Source organism: Cryptosporangium sp. NPDC048952 (genome assembly GCF_043197895.1).
In the GTDB taxonomy this organism is placed as follows: domain Bacteria; phylum Actinomycetota; class Actinomycetes; order Mycobacteriales; family Cryptosporangiaceae; genus Cryptosporangium.
Genome location: NZ_JBICTY010000002.1, coordinates 1,277,295 through 1,294,359, shown reverse-complemented (window position 1 = coordinate 1,294,359; position 17,065 = coordinate 1,277,295). Strand labels below are relative to the sequence as shown.

General features: G+C 70.5%; 19 protein-coding genes. 12 read left to right on the top strand and 7 right to left on the bottom strand.

Annotated elements, in window-relative coordinates; all coding sequences use genetic code 11:
* The first annotated feature begins 51 nt into the window (after window positions 1–51).
* The 3 genes from ACGFY5_RS14310 to ACGFY5_RS14300 all read left to right on the top strand — a co-directional run bounded on the left by ACGFY5_RS14310 (window position 52) and on the right by ACGFY5_RS14300 (window position 2,788).
* Window positions 52–957 (top strand): LysR family transcriptional regulator, encoded by a 906-nt coding sequence (locus tag ACGFY5_RS14310; protein WP_392720047.1) that lies wholly within the window; start codon window positions 52–54, stop codon window positions 955–957.
* A gap of 108 nt (window positions 958–1,065) precedes the next feature.
* Complete coding sequence (locus ACGFY5_RS14305; RefSeq protein ID WP_392720045.1) at window positions 1,066–2,340, top strand: APC family permease; 1,275 nt, start codon at window positions 1,066–1,068, stop codon at window positions 2,338–2,340.
* A complete protein-coding gene (locus tag ACGFY5_RS14300) occupies window positions 2,327–2,788 on the top strand; it encodes an Lrp/AsnC family transcriptional regulator (RefSeq protein WP_392720044.1) in 462 nt (153 codons plus the stop codon). The genes ACGFY5_RS14305 and ACGFY5_RS14300 overlap by 14 nt, the downstream gene beginning before the upstream one ends.
* Window positions 2,789–2,823: 35 nt before the next feature.
* On the opposite strand, the gene ACGFY5_RS14295 is transcribed toward ACGFY5_RS14300, so the two are convergent.
* The 3 genes from ACGFY5_RS14295 to ACGFY5_RS14285 all read right to left on the bottom strand — a co-directional run bounded on the left by ACGFY5_RS14295 (window position 2,824) and on the right by ACGFY5_RS14285 (window position 5,295).
* Window positions 2,824–3,438 carry a response regulator gene (locus ACGFY5_RS14295; protein WP_392720043.1) on the bottom strand — a complete coding sequence of 205 codons (615 nt, stop codon included), beginning with the start codon at window positions 3,436–3,438 and terminating at the stop codon, window positions 2,824–2,826.
* Complete coding sequence (locus ACGFY5_RS14290) at window positions 3,435–4,640, bottom strand: sensor histidine kinase (protein ID WP_392720042.1); 1,206 nt, start codon at window positions 4,638–4,640, stop codon at window positions 3,435–3,437. Before ACGFY5_RS14290 ends, ACGFY5_RS14295 begins: the two co-directional genes overlap by 4 nt.
* Before the next feature lie 73 nt (window positions 4,641–4,713).
* Window positions 4,714–5,295 carry a TetR/AcrR family transcriptional regulator gene (locus ACGFY5_RS14285; protein ID WP_392720041.1) on the bottom strand — a complete coding sequence of 194 codons (582 nt, stop codon included), beginning with the start codon at window positions 5,293–5,295 and terminating at the stop codon, window positions 4,714–4,716.
* Window positions 5,296–5,337: 42 nt separating this feature from the next.
* Here ACGFY5_RS14285 and ACGFY5_RS14280 point away from each other — a divergent pair, with 42 nt between their 5' ends.
* Window positions 5,338–6,054, top strand: coding sequence for an NIPSNAP family protein (locus ACGFY5_RS14280; protein WP_392720040.1), 717 nt, complete (start codon window positions 5,338–5,340; stop codon window positions 6,052–6,054).
* A gap of 44 nt (window positions 6,055–6,098) precedes the next feature.
* Here ACGFY5_RS14280 and phnF read toward each other — a convergent pair whose 3' ends face one another.
* The gene (gene phnF, locus ACGFY5_RS14275; protein ID WP_392720039.1) at window positions 6,099–6,827 is read right to left on the bottom strand and encodes a phosphonate metabolism transcriptional regulator PhnF; all 729 of its coding nucleotides are present in this window, start codon (window positions 6,825–6,827) and stop codon (window positions 6,099–6,101) included.
* 93 nt (window positions 6,828–6,920) lie between these two features.
* Here phnF and phnG point away from each other — a divergent pair, with 93 nt between their 5' ends.
* From phnG to ACGFY5_RS14235, 8 genes are read left to right on the top strand one after another with little or no spacing between them, the layout of a single operon-like run.
* Window positions 6,921–7,358, top strand: a complete 438-nt coding sequence (gene phnG, locus ACGFY5_RS14270; RefSeq protein WP_392720038.1) for a phosphonate C-P lyase system protein PhnG — start codon at window positions 6,921–6,923, stop codon at window positions 7,356–7,358.
* The gene (locus ACGFY5_RS14265; RefSeq protein ID WP_392720037.1) at window positions 7,355–8,344 is read left to right on the top strand and encodes a phosphonate C-P lyase system protein PhnH; all 990 of its coding nucleotides are present in this window, start codon (window positions 7,355–7,357) and stop codon (window positions 8,342–8,344) included. The genes phnG and ACGFY5_RS14265 overlap by 4 nt, the downstream gene beginning before the upstream one ends.
* On the top strand, window positions 8,344–9,468 hold the full coding sequence (locus ACGFY5_RS14260; protein ID WP_392720036.1) for a carbon-phosphorus lyase complex subunit PhnI: 1,125 nt from the start codon (window positions 8,344–8,346) through the stop codon (window positions 9,466–9,468). Before ACGFY5_RS14265 ends, ACGFY5_RS14260 begins: the two co-directional genes overlap by 1 nt.
* The gene (locus ACGFY5_RS14255; RefSeq protein ID WP_392720035.1) at window positions 9,461–10,282 is read left to right on the top strand and encodes an alpha-D-ribose 1-methylphosphonate 5-phosphate C-P-lyase PhnJ; all 822 of its coding nucleotides are present in this window, start codon (window positions 9,461–9,463) and stop codon (window positions 10,280–10,282) included. Before ACGFY5_RS14260 ends, ACGFY5_RS14255 begins: the two co-directional genes overlap by 8 nt.
* Window positions 10,279–11,028 carry a phosphonate C-P lyase system protein PhnK gene (gene phnK / locus ACGFY5_RS14250; RefSeq protein WP_392720034.1) on the top strand — a complete coding sequence of 250 codons (750 nt, stop codon included), beginning with the start codon at window positions 10,279–10,281 and terminating at the stop codon, window positions 11,026–11,028. The genes ACGFY5_RS14255 and phnK overlap by 4 nt, the downstream gene beginning before the upstream one ends.
* The gene (phnL, locus tag ACGFY5_RS14245) at window positions 11,025–11,702 is read left to right on the top strand and encodes a phosphonate C-P lyase system protein PhnL (protein ID WP_392720033.1); all 678 of its coding nucleotides are present in this window, start codon (window positions 11,025–11,027) and stop codon (window positions 11,700–11,702) included. Before phnK ends, phnL begins: the two co-directional genes overlap by 4 nt.
* Entirely contained in the window at window positions 11,699–12,412 is a 714-nt protein-coding gene (locus ACGFY5_RS14240; RefSeq protein ID WP_392720032.1) for a DUF1045 domain-containing protein, read from the top strand. Before phnL ends, ACGFY5_RS14240 begins: the two co-directional genes overlap by 4 nt.
* The gene (locus tag ACGFY5_RS14235; RefSeq protein ID WP_392720031.1) at window positions 12,409–13,551 is read left to right on the top strand and encodes an alpha-D-ribose 1-methylphosphonate 5-triphosphate diphosphatase; all 1,143 of its coding nucleotides are present in this window, start codon (window positions 12,409–12,411) and stop codon (window positions 13,549–13,551) included. Before ACGFY5_RS14240 ends, ACGFY5_RS14235 begins: the two co-directional genes overlap by 4 nt.
* Here the strand turns inward: ACGFY5_RS14235 and ACGFY5_RS14230 are convergent.
* Genes ACGFY5_RS14230 through ACGFY5_RS14220 form a run of 3 tightly spaced genes read right to left on the bottom strand, consistent with a single transcriptional unit; the run spans window position 13,548 to window position 17,054 of the window.
* On the bottom strand, window positions 13,548–15,254 hold the full coding sequence (locus tag ACGFY5_RS14230; RefSeq protein WP_392720030.1) for a PhnE/PtxC family ABC transporter permease: 1,707 nt from the start codon (window positions 15,252–15,254) through the stop codon (window positions 13,548–13,550). The two genes, ACGFY5_RS14235 and ACGFY5_RS14230, sit on opposite strands and share 4 nt — an antisense overlap.
* Window positions 15,251–16,075, bottom strand: a complete 825-nt coding sequence (gene phnC, locus ACGFY5_RS14225) for a phosphonate ABC transporter ATP-binding protein (protein WP_392720029.1) — start codon at window positions 16,073–16,075, stop codon at window positions 15,251–15,253. The genes ACGFY5_RS14230 and phnC overlap by 4 nt, the downstream gene beginning before the upstream one ends.
* Window positions 16,076–16,085: 10 nt before the next feature.
* Window positions 16,086–17,054, bottom strand: coding sequence for a phosphate/phosphite/phosphonate ABC transporter substrate-binding protein (locus tag ACGFY5_RS14220; protein ID WP_392720027.1), 969 nt, complete (start codon window positions 17,052–17,054; stop codon window positions 16,086–16,088).
* Window positions 17,055–17,065: the final 11 nt, after the last annotated feature.

Genomic DNA, 17,065 nt, shown 5'->3' with positions numbered 1-17,065 from the left:
ACGCGGCATGCCACCAGCGACTGTTGGTCAACACAGGTATTCTCAGCTGGCATGGGTCTGGACGTTCATCCGCAACTGCTGCGGGCGTTGCGGGCGGTGATCGAGACCGGGTCGCTCACCGCGGCGTCGGAGCGGCTGGGGTTCACGCAGTCGGCGCTGTCCAAGCAAATCGCCACGCTGGAGTCCGCAGCCGGTACGCGGCTGTTCGAGCGCGGCCCGCGTGGTGTCGAGCCGACCGAGGCGGGGACCCGGCTGGCCGCCCGGGCGGCGGTGATCCTCGACCAGTACGACGCCGCGCACCGCGAGCTCGAGGACCTTCCGGCGCCGCTCGGAGGCCGGGTCGCGCTCGGCGGCTTCCCGGCCACCGCGCTGCGGCTGGTGCCCCGCACGATCGCCCGGGTCCGCGCCGAACACCCCTCGGTCGACGTCGACTTCCTGGAATCGTCGACGCCGGTGCAGATCCGGCGGCTGCGGGCGGGCCGGCTGGACCTGGCGATCCTGGCGTCGGGGGAGGGGCTGCCCGGCTGGGACCTGACCGGGATCGAGGTGGAGCCGTTGCCCGCGGGTGCGCTGATGCTCGCCGTCGGTCGCCGGCACCGGCTGGCCAGCGCGGAACGGGTGCCGGTCGCCGACCTCGCTGACGAGGGCTGGATCGCCGGGCGGGGCGCGCGCGGCGAACCGCAGTTCGGCGCCTGGCCGACGCTGTCGCAGCCGCGGGTGGTTGCGGAGCTCGGTGACTGGTCGGCGCGGTTCGGCTTCGTGGCCGCCGGTCTCGGCGTCACGACGGTTCCGCGTCTCGTCGCGGCGGCCCTGCCCGCGGGCGTCGTCTGTCTCGAGGTGGACGACCCGGACTGGACGGGTCGCTCGATGGGGCTCGCCCGCATCGGCGCGGTGACCGGCCCGGCTGCCGCCCTCCGCGCGGCCCTCATCGAAGAGGCGCGTCTGATCGCGAAGTAGGGCCCGTTGCCGAACGAGATTCGGTGGCGACCGGCGTCGGACGGAGAATTTCGAACGACGTTCGGCAGCGGTGGATCCCAACCGTTCGCGCGGCTAGCTTTTCCCGCCGTGACCAGTAACAACGGGAAGCATCAGCTGGGTGTGGCGGAAGGCACCGCCCTGTTCGTCGGGGCGGTGCTCGGGCCCGGGGTGATGGTGCTCCCGGCGCTGGCGGCCAAGGCGGCGGGCCCGGCGTCGGTCGTGGCGTGGGTCGTGCTGCTGGCGTTCAGCGTGCCGGTGGCCGCCACGTTCGCGGCGCTCGGCGCGCGGCATCCCGACGGTGGTGGGGTCGCCACGTTCGTCACCCGGGCGTTCGGGCCGCGGTTCGCCGTGCCGGTCGGGTGGTGGTTCTACTTCGCGGTGCCGGTCGGAGTGCTGGCCGGTGGGTTGGTGGGTGGGGAGTACGTCGCGGCGGCGCTCGGTGCCGGTCGGGGCGTGGCGCTGGGGATCGCGCTGGCGATCCTGGGCGCCGCGTTCGGCGCGAACTACGTCGGGCTGCACGTCTCCGGGCGGATGCAACTGGCGATGGTCGCGGTGTTAGCCGTGCTGCTGCTCGTCACCGTGATCGCCGCGGCACCGGACGCTCGGCCGGCCAACTTCACGCCGTTCGCCCCGCACGGCTGGCCGGCGATCGGATCGGCCGCCACCGTGCTGTTCTTCGCGTTCTCCGGCTGGGAAGCGGCCAGCCACCTCTCCGGCGAGTTCCGCGATCCGCGCCGCCACCTGCCGCGCGCGACCGCGCTGACGCTGGTGCTCGTCTCGGTGCTGTACCTGTCGATCGCCAGCGTGACGATCGGCGTTCTCGGTGACCAGGCCGGAAGCACGTCGGTGCCGCTGAGCCTGCTCCTGGAGGCGGCGTTCGGGCCGGTCGGGCGGAGCGTCACCGCCGTGGCTGCCGTGTTCCTCAGCTTCATCGCGGTCAACACGTACATCGCCGGTGCGGCCCGTCTGGGCGCGGCGCTCGGCCGCGACGGAGGGCTACCACGCGCACTGGCGAAGAGTGACACCGTTCCTCGACGCAGCCTTACGGTTCAGCTGGTCCTCTGCGTGATTGTCGTCGTGGTCACCACCGTGCTCGCGATCGACCTCGACAGCCTCATGCGCGTCACCTCGGCGTGCCTCGCCGCCGTCTCCTTCGCCGGAATGGCCGCTGCCCTGCGTCTGCTGCCCGGGCGCTCGGTGCTCTGGTTCAGCGCCGCCGCCGGGCTGGGGTTCACCGCTGTGGTGCTGGCCTTCTGCGGTTTCCTCGTGCTCGTTCCGGTGACGCTGGCCGTGGGTGCACTTCTCGCCACCCGGTCGACGTCAGCCATTCGTCCGGGATCATGGGCTGATGGACGAACTTGATGCGCAGATCGTGGCGCTTCTCCAGGCAGATGCACGGTTGTCGAACCGTGAGCTGGCCCGAATGGCCGGGATCGCGCCGTCGACGTGTCTCGAGCGGGTGCGGGCCCTCGTCCGTCGCGGCGTGATCCGGGGTTACCACGCCGACATCGACCCCGCCGCGCTCAACCGGAGCGTCCAGGCGATGGTGTCGGTGCAGGTCCGCCCGCTGAGCCGCGCCGTCATCGACGCGTTCAAGGCTGCGGCGTCGACGATGCCCGAGGTGCTCAACGTGTTCGTGCTCGCCGGTGGCGACGACTTCCTGCTGCACGTCGGCGTGCAGGACCTCGACAGCCTGCACGCCTTCCTCACCGACAAGCTCGCCAAGCGCCGCGAGGTCACCGGCTTCCGCACGTCGGTGATCTTCCAGCAGGTCGCGAACCTGACCCCGGGACTGCTCAGCGGAGCGTGACGCCTGCCCTCGACGTGGCCGAGGACCGGCGCCCCTCAATCGTCGGACCCGCGATGCGGCCGGTACTCGTCGAGCAGCGTGCGGATGTCGTCGACCGGTTCGTCGACAGCGGCCCACTTGGCGCGGATGCGGGTCAGGTACGAGCGGACGGTCGGGATCGTGACGCCCATGCGGCGGGCCGTGGCGGCCAGCGTGCTCCCGGTGCCGTAGAGGTAGAGCGCGCGGGCTTCCTGCGGGGACAGTTCCGGTGGGTCGTCGTTGATGATGCTCATCAGCTCGGCGGTCAGTGCCGATTGCCCGTTGTGGACGCTGCGGATGGCGTCGGCGAGCTTGGCGGCGTCGTCGTCCTTGACGAGGTAACCGCTCGCTCCGGCGCGCACGGTGGCCCGGACGTGGCGTCGCTCCCCGTGCACCGAGATCACCAGCACGCGGACGCCGTGGCGGCGCAACCTCGCCACGTTCACGGCCGCCTCGGTGCCGTCCTCGAGGCGGAGGTCCAGCAGGACGACGTCGGCCGGGGGTGAGCCCGCGAGGTGGGCGCTGACCGTGGTGGCGGCGTGCACGACCTCGATGTCACCGGCCTCGGCGAGCAGCGCACGCAGACCGGCGGGCACCAGCTTGTCGTTGTCGACGATCGCGACCCGGATCATGCCGGCCACCGCAGGTCGACACGCGTGCCCTCACCGGGGTGGCTGTCTACGCCGGCCGCGCCGCCGACCTCCGTCATCCGGGCGGTGATCGACTGCTGGATGCCGTAGCCGAGCTCGGTCGTCTCGGGGTCGAAGCCCTTGCCCTGGTCGACGACCGCCACGGTCACGGTGGACGTGGTTCCGCGCTCCGCGAGCGCGGTGAGCCGTACCCGGCTGCTGCCGGCGTGCCGGGCGACGTTCGCGAGAGCCTCGCCGGTCGCGTGCCGGAACGCGTGCAGCACCTCGGTGGGCAGCGTGTCGGGCAGGTTGGCGAAGTGGTACTCCACCCGTAATCCCTGGGTGGCGCTGTCGTTGCCGGCCTCGATCAGCGCGAGCGAGAGCTCGGTGAGGGTGCCGTCGGGGTCGTCGGGCGTGACTCCGCGCAGCACGTTCGCGCTGATCGCGGCCTGACGCCGGACCCGGGTGTCGGGGTGGGCGGCCGGGCCCTGGCCGGCGATCGCGGTCAGCAGGCGCAGCGGCCCGTCGTGCAGGGCGCGGTGCCGACGCACCTGCTCGTGGAAGTGGCGCATGCGCTCCTCGTCCTGGCTGCGCCGGGCGGCTACCCGTTCCCGCGCGGTGATCACCTGTTCGGTGGCGACGTCCACCGCGTCGGCGACCGCCCACAGCCGCCGGATGAACAGGCAGCAGCAGACGGCGGTGACGGCCTGCCAGCCGATGATGTTGGCCGTGGACGCCAGATCGGGGTAGTCGGGCGACGCGGCGTCGGCGACGGCGTACCCGGCCGCCAGCGCCAGACACCCGGCGATCGTGGCCCGCCAGGATGCGGTGGCCAAGCCGACCGCGACCCCGGTGGAGACAGCGACCGGTTCGAAGTCCGGGACCGCCACGGTGGCGAAGGCCTCCCCGGTCAGGGCCCACGGCAGGGCGGCCGCGGCCGTCGCGGTGACCACGACGTCCCCGGCCAGCACCGCGCGGGGAATCCGCTCGCGCCAGGCGACGACCGGCAGGAACACGACGTTCCACGCCGCGACCGTCAGGTAGGCGCCGGCGGCCAACGGTGTGTTCGTGAACCCGTCCATCCGGCTCACCGACGCGATGCTGAGCACCACCATGACCAGCGTTCCGACCCGGGCGAGCAGGATCACGCCCGTGGTGATCGCTCTGATCCGCTGGCGCAGATCGACCGCCTCGGCGCTGTCCACGTCCCGCAGTTTGACATGGCCTGAGTGGACGATCCATGCCGCACAGGTGCGGCATGGACCGCGCATTCGGTAGTTACCGCAGGGCGTCGCGGGCGAGGACCCGCAGGCTGGCGGCGGCGTCGTGCAGCGGCTCGGGGTCGGCGCGGACCCGGGCGATCATCTCGGCGCCTTCGAGGAGGGCGAGCGCGGTGGTCGCCAGTGGTCTGGTCTGCCGGTCGGCGACTCCGATCGTGCGCAGGTGGTCGCCGATCGTGGTCACCCATCGTTCGAACGCGTCCGCGGCGGCCTCGCGCAGGGTGGGGGAGCGGCCGATGGACTCCAGGGCGGTGGCCGCGACCGGGCAGCCGTCGAGCCAGTCCGACCGCTTGAGCACGTCGGCCAGCGCCAGGGCGCAGTCGGCGAGGGACTCCTCCGGGCTCGTCGCCGCGCTCAGCGTCTCCCGCAACAGCATGTCGACGCCGTCCGCGCCCTGGCGCAGCGCGGCGAGGGCCAGTTCCTCCTTGCCGCCGGGGAAGTGGAAGTAGAACGAGCCCATCGGGGCGGAGGCCTCGACAGTGATCTGTTTGACGCCGGTCGCCTCGTAGCCCTGGCGGCTGAGCAGCGTCACGGTGGAGGTCACCAGGCGATCGCGGGCGGACGGTTGCGGGCGCTTCACGTGCTGGACTATACAGAGCGCTCTACTAGTTGGGGAGCCTTGGTGAACCAGGTTTACGAACTGCGGCAGTACACATTGTTTCCCGGTCGGCGGGACGAGCTGATCGATCTGTTCGACGCGGAGTTCATCGAGACGCAGGAAGACGTCGGGATGGAGGTCGTTGGGCAGTTCCGGGATCTGGACGGTCCGGACCGGTTCGTGTGGGTGCGTGGGTTCGCCGACATGGCCGCCCGGGCGCAGGGCCTTCGGGCGTTCTACGGTGGGCCGGTCTGGGCTGCGTACCGGGACGCGGCGAACGCGACGATGATCGACTCGGACGACGTCCTACTCCTCAGCCCCGCAAGCCCCGCCTCGGGCTTCCCCGCGGAGTTCCGCGAGACGCGCGATGATCCGTCCGCCAAGGGCGCGGGCAGCGGCCCCTCCGCCCGCCCTGACTCGCACGGCCTGGTGACGGCCACTGTGTATTCGCTCGCGCTGGCGGTGACGCCGGAGCTCCTGCGCCTGTTCGAGGCCGACGTCGAGCCGCTTCTGAAAGACGGCGAGCGCATCGCGCTGCTGCGCACCGAGCCGGCGCCGAACAACTTCCCGGCGCTACCCGTGCGCGAGGGCGAGAACGTTCTGGTGCGGTTCGCGCGCTGGACCGATCACGCGGCGGCCGAGCAGGGCCGGGCCGCAGCGGCGGCGCTCCTCGCCGAGCATCTGCTCGCACCGCCCCACGAGTTGCGCCTCGAGCCGACCGACCGATCCAAGCTGCGCTGATCGCGGCGCTTCTCGGGCGCGCTGCTTGGGCGCGGGGGAGCGGGCTAGAACTGTCGGTGATCGACGTCTAGCTCGACAAGGTGGGCGGGGAAACGGGTGAGGCCGTAGAGCAACGGTTCACCGCCCGGCAACGCGCCCAGGGCGCGGGAAACGAGCACCACCGCGCCCGGTGAAAGCTCCAGATCGGCCAGCTCGTCAGCTGTAGCGTGGCGAGCGCCGATCGTGGTCGAAACGCGGACGTAGTCCTCGATACCACTGGCACGCAGCGACGACGTGATCGACCCGGTGCGCCGGAAATGCTTCCCGAGGTCGGGCGCCCGGTCCAGATCGAGCCAGTGAGTGCCACGACTGACCGGCCGCCCCGACACCGTACGCACGGCCTCGAGGCGCAACGCGTCGCTTCCGCGCAGTTGCAGTGCTGCTGCGACGTCCGGCGGCGGCGCCTCGACCGCGGTGCCGAGCAGCCGCCCCGCGACGTCGCCGGACCGGCTACCGAGGGACTCGGTCAGGCGTGTCCGCGTGCCGATCCGGTGCGTGAGCAGCGCGTGCGACGCGACGAACGTGCCACTGCCCCGTCGCGCGGTGACCAGCCCTTCCGCCGCCAGCGCGGCGACCGCCCTGCGCACGGTGTGCCGGTTGACCGAGAAGCGTTCGGCGAGTTCGGCTTCGGTCGGGAGCCGTCCGCCCACGGGGATCCGACCGTCGGTGACGTCGACGCGGAGTTCCTCCGCGATGAGACGCCAGGCGGCATATCCACTACGTGTCTCGGTCACCGAACCTCCCCGGATGTTCACCCTAAAGGTCTCGCGTTCGGGCGCGGTCTCTGCCTAAGTTGTCTAACGAACTAGACAACTTGGAGGTGCCGAATGGACAGGCGCCGATGGATGCGGGTGCTGGCGGGTGCCGGGGTTTCCGAGCTCGCGGACGGGTGGGCCCACCGCGAGCCGGCTCCCGACGTCGAATGGTTGCGCGGGCCGGAGGCGGGGCTCGTGATGGTGCGCGGGCGGATCGGGGGAACTGGTGACCGGTTCAACCTGGGTGAGGCGACGGTCACCCGGGCGACCGTGCGGCTGACCGGCAGCGACATCGTCGGCACGTCGTACGTGCTGGGCAGCGATCTGGACCGTGCGCGGTACGGGGCGCTGTTCGACGCCCTGCTGCAGGATCCCGATCACCACGACGAGATCCGCGTCGAGCTGATCGAGCCGCTCGAGGCGGCTCAGCACGCTCGCGACGCCGCCACCAGGCAGGAAGCCCGGGAGACCGTTGTCGATTTCTTCACCGTCGCGCGGGAGCACGAATGACCCCCGACCAGGCCCAACAAACCTTCCGAGCAATCCTGGAAGCCCTCTCCCACCCCACCCGCCCGATCCCTCTCCCCGACACGCCACCCACAGCCCCGTCAGCGCCGCCCACTGACGCTGCGGCAGCGCCGCCCACTGACGCTGCGGCAGCGCCGCCCACTGACGCTGCGGCAGCGCCGCCCACTGACGCTGCGGCAGCTTCTGCGCCGTTCTTCGGCGGTTCGGCGGCGCGGCCGCCCGCGCCGCTGAGTGCGGCTGCGGCGGCTGTTGCGCAGACGCTGTGTGATGAGGACACCCCGGTCTGGCTCGACCGGGCGCTGGCCGGGAGTGGCGCGGTCGCGGCGTGGTTCGCGTTCCACACCGGCGCGCCGGTGGTGGCCGATCACGCGGAGGCCGCCTTCGTCTTCGCGACCCGGTTCGAGAACCTGCCGCCCCTGGCCGAGCTGGCCGTGGGCACCGCCGAGGAGCCCCACCGCTCAGCCACCGTGGTGCTCACCACCGCCGCCCCCACCCCCACCCCCGAAGGCCCACCCGCCGGCCTCGCGCCCGCCGGGGACGCGCCCGCTGGGCTCCCGTCCGCCGGCCTCGCGCCCTCCGGGGACGCGCCCGCTGGGCTCTCCTCCGCTGGGCTCTCGTCCGCCGGGGACGCGCCCCCTGGGCTCTCGTCCGCCGGGGTCGCGTCCGCCGGGGACGCGCTCTCCGGGGACGCGCGCACCGAGGGTGTGCCCCCGGCCGGACTGCGCGACGCGGGTCACGCCGGCCGGAACCTGGCCGCCGAGAGCCTTGGCGCGGCGGGCCGCGGGCACACGATGCGGGCTACTGGGCCCGGAATCGACGGCTCGGCCGAGTTCGTCGTGCCCGGGGAGTTCGTTGAGGTATGGCAGCGCAACGTTGCGCGGTTCCCGATGGGCGTCGATTTCTTGTTCGTGCAGGACACGCACATCACCGGCCTACCCCGCACGACCACGCTGGAAGGAGCGGCCTGATGTACGTCGCGGTCAAAGGCGGCGAACGCGCGATCGCCAACGCGCACGCGTTGCTCGCCAAACGCGGTCGAGGAAATACGGAACTGCCTCGGATCGACGCCCGGCAAGTAGCCGATCAGCTCGGCGTGCTGGTCGCGCGGGTGATGTCGGAAGGGTCCCTCTACGACCCCGAGCTCGCGGCCCGGGCGATCGTCCAGGCCCAGGGCGACGTGCTCGAAGCGATCACCCTCGTTCGCTCGTACCGAACGACCCTGCCACGCTTCGGCGCAACGCTCCCCGTCGACACGACGGGCCTCCCACCCCAGCGCCGCATCTCCGCCACCTTCAAAGACCTCCCCGGCGGCCAACAACTGGGCGCCACCTTCGACTACACCCACCGCCTGTTCACCCCACCCGACGCCGACTCCCACCACCCCCTCAGCGGTCCACTCTCCGCACAACCAAACAGCGCTCCGCCCGCCGCGGGGGCGGATGGTGGGACGGCTGGCTCGCGCGACGAGGAGGTTTCGATGCCTCGGATCACCGAGCTCCTCGGGGCCGAGGCGCTGCTCGAGGCCGACCCCACGGCAACGGGGGATCCCGAGCCGGCGGACCTCACCCGCGACCCCACGATCTTCCCGATGAGTCGCCCCGAACGCCTCCAAGCGCTCGCCCGCGGCGACGAGGGGTTCCTGCTGGGCCTCGCCTACAGCACCCAGCGCGGCTACGGCGGCACCCACCCCTTCGCCGGTGAGATCCGCACCGGCGAGATCGAAGTCGAGTTCGAGGCCCCGGAACTCGGCTTCGCGGTCCCGATGGGCCGCATCGAGCTGACCGAGTGCCAGATGGTCAACCAGTTCATCGGCAGTGCCGAGGCCCCCGCCCAGTTCACCCGCGGCTACGGCCTCGTCTTCGGCCGCGGCGAACGCAAGGCGATGTCGATGTCGATAGTGGACCGCGCCCTCCGCTCCGACGAACTCGGTGAGCGAAAGGTCGGCCCCGCGCAGGACGAGGAGTTCGTGATCAGTCACGCCGACAACGTCCAGGCCACCGGCTTCGTCGAGCACCTCAAACTGCCCCACTACGTCGACTTCCAGGCCGAGCTGGGCCTGGTGCGGCAGCTCCGGAGCGCGAAAAATGTATAACGTCGGTTACCTCGACGAACAGACCAAGCGCAGCATCCGGCGGGCGCTGCTCAAGGCGGTCGCCATCCCGGGGTTCCAGGTGCCGTTCGCGTCCCGCGAGGTGCCGATGCCGCGTGGCTGGGGCACGGGCGGTGTGCAGGTCACCGCGAGCGTCCTGGGCAAGACCGACACGCTCAAGGTCATCGACCAGGGCGCCGACGACACGACCAACGCGGTGTCGATCCGTGCCTTCTTCGCCCGCATGACGAACGCGGACACCACGACCCGCACCGAGGACGCGACAGTCATCCAGACGCGTCACCGCATCCCGGAGACGCCCCTGAGCGAGGGTCAGATCATCGTCTACCAGGTGCCGCTTCCCGAACCGATGCGTTACCTCGAGCCCCGCGTCACCGAGACGCGCCGACTCCACGCGCTGGAGGAATACGGCTCGATGTACGTGAAGCTGTACGAGGACATCGCCCGGTTCGGTCACATCGCCACCACGTACGACTATCCGGTGATGGTGAACGACCGGTACCTGATGTCGCCGTCGCCGATCCCGAGTTTCGACAATCCGAAGATGCACCTCAACCCCGCGCTGCAGCTGTTCGGCGCCGGCCGGGAGAAGCGCATCTACGCGGTGCCGCCCTACACGAAGGTCGAGAGCCTCGGCTTCGTCGATCACCCCTTCGAACCCCAGCGGTTCGACCGTCCGTGCGCCCTCTGCGGCTCGCAGAACGTCTATTTGGACGAAGTGATCACCGACGATGCGGGCACCGCGATGTACGTCTGCTCCGACACCGACCACTGCGAGCGGAGCCGGGCATCATGACGCTGCTCAGCGCACAGGGAGTGGGGCACCGGTACGGGGCGCGGTTCGGATGTCGGGATGTGAACTTCGAACTGTGGCCCGGTGAGGTTCTCGCGATCGTCGGTGAGTCCGGTTCCGGCAAGACCACGCTACTCAACACACTGAGCGGGCGGTTGGACCGCACTGAAGGGGACGTGGTCTACGCGGGGCGGTCGCTGGCGGAGCGATCCGAGAGCGAACTGCGCCGCCTGTGGCGCAGCGAATGGGGCTTCGTCCACCAGAATCCCGCCGACGGTCTCCGCATGCACGTCAGCGCCGGCGGCAACATCGGCGAGCCGCTCATGGCCAACGGCTGGCGCCACTACGGCGAGATCCGGGCAGCGGCACAGGAATGGCTCGCGCGGGTCGAGATCCCCGTCGACCGCATCGACGACCCCCCGACCACGTTCTCCGGCGGCATGCGCCAGCGACTCCAGATCGCACGCAACCTCGTCGTCTCACCGCGCCTGGTGTTCCTCGACGAGCCCACCAGCGGCCTGGACGTCTCCGTGCAGGCCCGGCTGCTCGACCTGATCCGCTCGCTCGTCCGGGAGCTCTCCCTGTCGGTCGTGATCGTGACCCACGACCTCGGCGTCGCCCGGCTCATCTCCGACCGCACGCTCGTGATGAAGGACGGTGCCGTGATCGAGTCGGGACTGACCGACCGCGTCCTCGACGACCCCCAGTCCGCGTACGCCCAGCTGCTCGTCTCGTCGGTGCTGCAATGACGCTGCTCAGCGTGGAGAACGTGGCCAAGACGTTCACGATGCACCTGCATGGGGGCTCGCAGCTTCCCGTGCTGCGCGGGCTCGCGCTGGAGGTGCAGCCGGGGGAGTGCGTCGTGCTCGGCGGTCCGTCGGGCGTCGGCAAGAGCTCGATACTCAAAATGATCTACGGCAACTACCAGGTCGACGTCGGGCGCGTGCTCGTCGCGGGCAGGGATCTTGCCGCCGCGGCTCCCCGGGAGGTGCTCGCCGCCCGGCGCGACACGGTGGGATACGTGAGTCAGTTCCTGCACTGCGTGCCTCGGGTCGGTGCGTTGCCGGTGGTGGCTGAGCCGCTGGTCGAGCGGGGTGTGGGGCGGGACGAGGCGCACGAGCGGGCTGCTGCGCTGTTGCGGCGGCTCGGGATTCCGGAGCGGCTCTGGTCGTTGCCTCCCGCGACGTTCTCCGGTGGGGAGCAGCAGCGTGTCAACATCGCCCGGGGGTTGATCGTCGGGTTGCCGTTGTTGTTGCTCGACGAGCCGACGGCCTCGCTCGACGTCGTCAATCGGGAGATCGTCGTTGGTCTCTTGAAGGAGCAGTTGGCAGACGGGGTCGGGATGCTGGCGATTTTTCACGACCCCGACGTGCGGGACGCGCTCGCCGATCGTGTCGTCGACGTGAGCGCGTTCGCACCATGACCTACCGCTACGCGATCTACTACGCCCCCGACGACGGTCCGCTCCGCGCAGCCGCCGACTCCTGGCTCGGCCCCGGCGCCGCGCCGGATGGGCCGACCCGCGCGGCTGCCGACGGCTTCGGTCCTGCGGCGGGCGGCTGGACTCGCGACGAGGTTGATGCGATCACTCGGGATGCTCGGCGGTACGGGTTTCATGCGACGTTGAAGGCGCCGTTTCGACTGGCGCCGGGGCATACGTTGACGGAGTTGCGGGAGCGGCTCGGGGACTTCGCGGGGCGGCGGGGGCCGGTCGTGGCGCCGGAGCTGCGGCTGGCATGCCTGGCGGGGTTCTTCGCGCTGGTCACCGGTCGCCACGAACCCGCCCTGCACGCGCTCGCCGACGACGTCGTGCGCGACTTCGACGACCTGCGCGCACCGGCGACCGACGCCGAGATCGCCCGGCGGCGGCCCGAGCGGCTCGACGACCAGGCGCGGGCGCTGCTGCTCACCTACGGCTACCCGCACGTCCTCGACCGTTTCCTGTTCCATCTCACGCTCACCGACGCCGTTCCGATGGAGCGCCGCGAGCACGTCCAGTCGGTGCTGACCCAGCACTTCGCGGGTGTTCTCGGTCAGGACCTCGTTCTCTCCTCGCTGGCGCTGTTCGTCGAGCCCGATGCCGGCCAGCCGTTCCAACTCGTCGAGTCGTACCCGTTCAAGGGGGCACAGTGACCGTTCTGCGCAATGCCCGTGTCGTTCTCCCCGACTCCGTGTTCACCGGGTCCGTCGAGATCCGCGACGGTGTGATCACCGACATCGGGCCCGATGGCGCCGGCGGCGAGGACATGGACGGCGACTACCTCCTGCCGGGCCTCGTCGAAGTGCACACCGACCACCTCGAATACCACTTCAAGCCCCGCCCCGGAACCGAGTGGGACGCGGTACCCGCGGTGCTGGCGCACGACGCACAGCTCGCGGCGTCCGGGGTCACGACCGTGCTCGACGCGTTGCGGGTGGGCAGTGATCCGCGTTCGTACGATTCCGCCCTGGATGATCCAGCACCGGCGATGGCGCCGCGGATGGCCGAGGCGATCGAGCACAGCGCGCAGGCCGGTATCCTGCGCGCCGACCACTACCTGCACCTGCGCTGCGAAGTACCTGCGCCGGACTGCGTCGACGTGTTCGACACGTTCGCCGGTAACCCGTTGGTGCTGCTGGTCTCGTTGATGGATCACACGCCCGGGGCGCGTCAGTTCGCGAGCATCGACGCGTTCCGCCGATACACGATCGGTAAGGGGCGGGTCTCCGCGGCGGAGTTCGACGAGTACGTGCGGTACCTGCAGGAGTACGGGGCCCGGTACTCCGACGTGAACCGCACGGCGATCGCGGAGCGGGTGCGCGAGCGGGGGTTCCGGCTCGCGACGCACGACGACGCGACGGTCGAGCACGTCGCGGAGTCGGTCGCGATCGGAGGGACGATCGCGGAGTTCCCGACGACGGTCGCCGCGGCGGAGGCGGCCGTGGCGGCTGGTCAGCAGACCGTGATGGGGGCGCCGAACCTGGTGCTGGGTGGGTCGCAGTCGGGGAACGTGTCGGCGTCCGAGATCCTCTCGGCGGGGTTGCTGCACGTGCTGTCGTCGGACTACGTGCCGTCCAGCCCGTTGCAGGCGGTGTTTCAGCTGGCTGACGCCGGGACGTTGCCGATCGAGGCCGCGGTCCACCTGGTGAGCACGAACCCCGCCCACGCGGTCGGCCTCGACGACCGCGGGCTCATCGCGGTAGGCAAGCGTGCCGATGTGATCCGGGTACACCAGCACGCCACCCACCCCGTAGTTCGAGGTGTGTGGCGTGCAGGACGACGAGTGTGTTAGCGGAACACTCTGCGGAGCCAGGTGGAGACGCCCTCGAGGACGAGGACGGTGATCAGCACCATGAGCACCAGCGTCGTCACCTGGCCGTGCAGGTCGAGCACGGTCGAGGCGTTGGTGAGGTAGAAGCCGATGCCGCTGCCGCCGACGATGCCGAGGATCGTCGCCGCGCGGATGTTCGTGTCCACGAGGTACAGCGAGTTGCTGATGAGCTGCGGCAACCCCTGCGGCCAGGTGGCCGAGGCGTACCGCTGCGACCGGCTGGCCCCCACCGCGGTGAGGGCATGCTCGGGGCCGGCCGGGACCTCCTCGAACGAGTCGGCGATCAGCTTGCCGAGGAGTCCGATGCCGCCGAAAGCGAGTGCGACGGCTCCGGCCTGGTTGCCCAGGCCCGTGACCATGATCAGGAAGATCGCCAGCACCAGTTCCGGCACGCCGCGGAACACGACCAGGATGACGCGGAACGTGTTGCGCACCGTGCCGTTCGGGGCGACGTTACGCGCGGCGAGCGAGCCGAAGATCAGTGAGAACACCAGCGAGAGCAGCGCGGCGGCGAAGGCGACCTGCACGGTGATGAGCAGCGCCTCGGCGAACTCGGTGAGCGTGTGGTTGCCGAGGTTCGGGGGCCAGAAGCTCTGCATCGTCGGCCAGACGTAGTTCCAGGTGATGTCGTCGAAGTGCACGTCTGCGGTGAACCAGCTGCCGACGATGACGACGAGCGCCCCCAGCGACCAGGTCAGTTTCCGCACCCGGTCCCGGGTCCAGGGCCGCTTCATCATCGACTCGACGGTGGCGGGGTGGGCGGAGGCTGCGGCTGCGCGGCTCGGGGATCGGCCCGACGTGGCGCGGCGGACCACGCGGTCGCCCAGGCCCTTGCCTGCGGGGTTGATGCCCAGCAGGTTGCGGCGGATCGTCGACGACACGATCTCGAGGACGACGCACAGCACGAAGATGACGGCCGCGATGCCGAGGCCGCGTCCGTAGCCCTGGGGGAAGTCCTCGAACGCGAGGCGCATCGCGTAGCCGAGGCCGCCGACACCGGCGTAACCCAGGATCGCCGAGCCGCGGAGGTTGATGTCGAAGCGGTGCAGCACCGTGGCGATCCACGACGGCAGGACCTGCGGGAACACGCCCGACCAGAACTCCTGAGCGCGCGAGCCGCCGGCGGCGCGGATCGCGAGGCGCGGGCCGTTGTCGCTGGCCTCGATCGCGTCGGCGAACAGCTTGGAGATCATGCCGATCGAGTGGATGCCGATCGCGAAGACGCCCGGCAGGGGGCTGCCGAGGACGAAGGTCAGCGAGAAGGCGAGCGCGAGGACGACGTCGGGGATGGCGCGAGTGAGCACGCTGACGGCCCGGGCGACCCAGGCGAAGCGTGTGTTCGACGCCATCAGCCACGCGACCGGCACCGAGACGAGTGCCGCGAGCAGGGTTCCCAGGACGACGATGCCGACGGTGAGACCGATCAGGTGGGCCAGGTCGCCCAGGGGCGGGAGGCTGATCGGGTCCATGCGTTCGAAGACCTTGGCGGCGTTGTCGGCGCTCTCCAGGATGCTGTCCCAGGAGAAGTCGAGCGTCGACACCGAGTAGATCGCGAAGCCCAGCATCGCCAGGACGACGACGGTCCCCGAGATCTTCTCGACCGGCACGGGCCGCCGCGGAGCCCGCTCGGCGACATCCGGTGGAGGAACCTGAAGGGTAGTCATCCCTCGACCTGTGTGGACGTACGAATGGTCGCTAGTTCGGCCTCGATGGCGGCGAATTCGGCGGTGGAGGTGGTGACGCGGCCGTAGATTTCCATGACCTCGGCCTTGGACAGGCCGGTGGCCGGGGTGTCGAGCACGACCTCGCCGTGGCGCAGGCCGACGATCCGGTCACCCCAGTCGAGCGCGATGTCGACCTGGTGCAGGCTGCACACGACGGTCAGGCCGTCGTCGGCGGCGATTTCACGGATGAGCGCCATCACCTGATTGCTCGACTCGGGGTCGAGCGAGGCGACGGGCTCGTCGGCAAGCAAGATCTCCGGGCTCTGCATCAGCGCCCGCGCGATCGCGACGCGCTGCTGCTGGCCACCGGAGAGCTGGTCGGCGCGGTGGTACGCCCGGTCGAGCAGCCCGACCCGCTCGAGATGGGTGAGCGCCTGGTGCTTCTGCGCCTTCGGGTAGGCCCACAGCCCGAGCCGCGGGCCGCGAAGCGCCCCCAGCGCGCCGGTGAGCACGTTCTCCAGCGCGGTCAGCGAGGGCACGAGCTCGAACTGCTGAAAGATCATGCCGACGCGGCCACGCAGCCCGCGCAGGGCTTTCGTCCCCAACGAAGGGACGTTGGTGCCGAGCACCTCGACGGTCCCCGACGTCGGGAACTCGAGGCCGTTGAGGTGCCGCAGCAGTGTGGACTTCCCGGAACCGGAAAGCCCGAGCAGCACGACGACCTCCCCTCGCTCCACGCGCAGGTTCACCTCGGTCAGCGCTCGCGTGGAGCCGAACTGCTTGGAGACTCCGTGGACGGAGATGATCGCCGTGCTGCTCATCGCAGGATCCCTAGCTCTTCGGTGCGCAGTTCGCGGCGGGGATGTCGGTGCAGATGTCCCGGATCGCCTTGTAGTAGTCGTCGGTCTGCGGCTGGGCACCCTGGAAGCCCTCGAGGAACTCGTCGGTGGTGGTCACACCCGCGGACTTCATCTGGTCGAGCGAGATGCTGGACAGCGTCGTCTTGAGCTTGTCCTGGACGTCCTGCGGCAGGGTGCTGGCGTACACCAGCGGACCACCGGGGACGTACTCCTTGCTGACGACCTTGGCCTTACCGGCCTTGGCGGCGGGCTCCGCCTCGGAGTCCTCGGCGAAGCCGATGTCGCACTGCTTGGCCTCGACGGCCTGCACCGACTTGTCGTGCGAGCCGGCGAACGACGCGGTGAAGTCGGTGAACTTCGGGGCGCCGCTGGCGTCCTTGCCGCTGGTCTCGACGCTCAGCCCGGCCTTCTTCAGCGCGAGCAGGCCGAACAGGAAGCCCGAGGTCGAGTTCGGGTCGACGAAGCAGACCTTCTTGCCCTTGGCCTGGGCGAGCGTGGTGATCGTCGAGCCCGCGGGGACGATGGCCTCGGAGTAGTAGCCGGGGTCCGTGAGGCCCTTCGAGGCGATGTACGCCGAGGCGACGGTGAGCTCGGCGCCCTTGTTCGTCGCCTGCACGTAGGTGAGGCCGGAGAACGAAGCGACGTCCACCTTGCCGGCGACGGCCGCGGCGATCAGCGCGGTGTAGTCGCTGGTCGGGTAGAACTCGACCTGGTAGCCGGTCTGCTTGGCGACGTAGTCCTCGAGCGGCTTCCAGTTCGAGTCCGAGCCGGCCTTGTCGGGCACGGTGCCGAAGACCAGCGTGCCTTCCTTGGAGGCCCACTTCCCGTCGCCGGAACCGCTGTCGCTGTCGGAGTCGGAGGAGCAGCCGGCTAACGCGGCGGCGACGAGGAAGACCGCAGCTGCCGCACTGGCGGCTGACTTCAGGCGGTTGAGGCGCATGGTGAACCTTC

What these genes read in the sequence shown, in the direction of transcription:
- ACGFY5_RS14300 (WP_392720044.1), top strand. Translation starts at nt 2,327, where the DNA reads ATGGACGAACTTGATGCGCAGATCGTGGCGCTTCTCCAGGCAGATGCA.
- ACGFY5_RS14240 (WP_392720032.1), top strand. Translation starts at nt 11,699, where the DNA reads ATGACCTACCGCTACGCGATCTACTACGCCCCCGACGACGGTCCGCTC.
- phnC (WP_392720029.1), bottom strand. Translation starts at nt 16,075, where the DNA reads ATGAGCAGCACGGCGATCATCTCCGTCCACGGAGTCTCCAAGCAGTTC.
- ACGFY5_RS14310 (WP_392720047.1), top strand. Translation starts at nt 52, where the DNA reads ATGGGTCTGGACGTTCATCCGCAACTGCTGCGGGCGTTGCGGGCGGTG.
- ACGFY5_RS14230 (WP_392720030.1), bottom strand. Translation starts at nt 15,254, where the DNA reads ATGACTACCCTTCAGGTTCCTCCACCGGATGTCGCCGAGCGGGCTCCG.
- ACGFY5_RS14220 (WP_392720027.1), bottom strand. Translation starts at nt 17,054, where the DNA reads ATGCGCCTCAACCGCCTGAAGTCAGCCGCCAGTGCGGCAGCTGCGGTC.
- ACGFY5_RS14255 (WP_392720035.1), top strand. Translation starts at nt 9,461, where the DNA reads ATGTATAACGTCGGTTACCTCGACGAACAGACCAAGCGCAGCATCCGG.
- phnK (WP_392720034.1), top strand. Translation starts at nt 10,279, where the DNA reads ATGACGCTGCTCAGCGCACAGGGAGTGGGGCACCGGTACGGGGCGCGG.
- ACGFY5_RS14295 (WP_392720043.1), bottom strand. Translation starts at nt 3,438, where the DNA reads ATGATCCGGGTCGCGATCGTCGACAACGACAAGCTGGTGCCCGCCGGT.
- ACGFY5_RS14260 (WP_392720036.1), top strand. Translation starts at nt 8,344, where the DNA reads ATGTACGTCGCGGTCAAAGGCGGCGAACGCGCGATCGCCAACGCGCAC.
- ACGFY5_RS14265 (WP_392720037.1), top strand. Translation starts at nt 7,355, where the DNA reads ATGACCCCCGACCAGGCCCAACAAACCTTCCGAGCAATCCTGGAAGCC.
- phnL (WP_392720033.1), top strand. Translation starts at nt 11,025, where the DNA reads ATGACGCTGCTCAGCGTGGAGAACGTGGCCAAGACGTTCACGATGCAC.
- phnG (WP_392720038.1), top strand. Translation starts at nt 6,921, where the DNA reads ATGGACAGGCGCCGATGGATGCGGGTGCTGGCGGGTGCCGGGGTTTCC.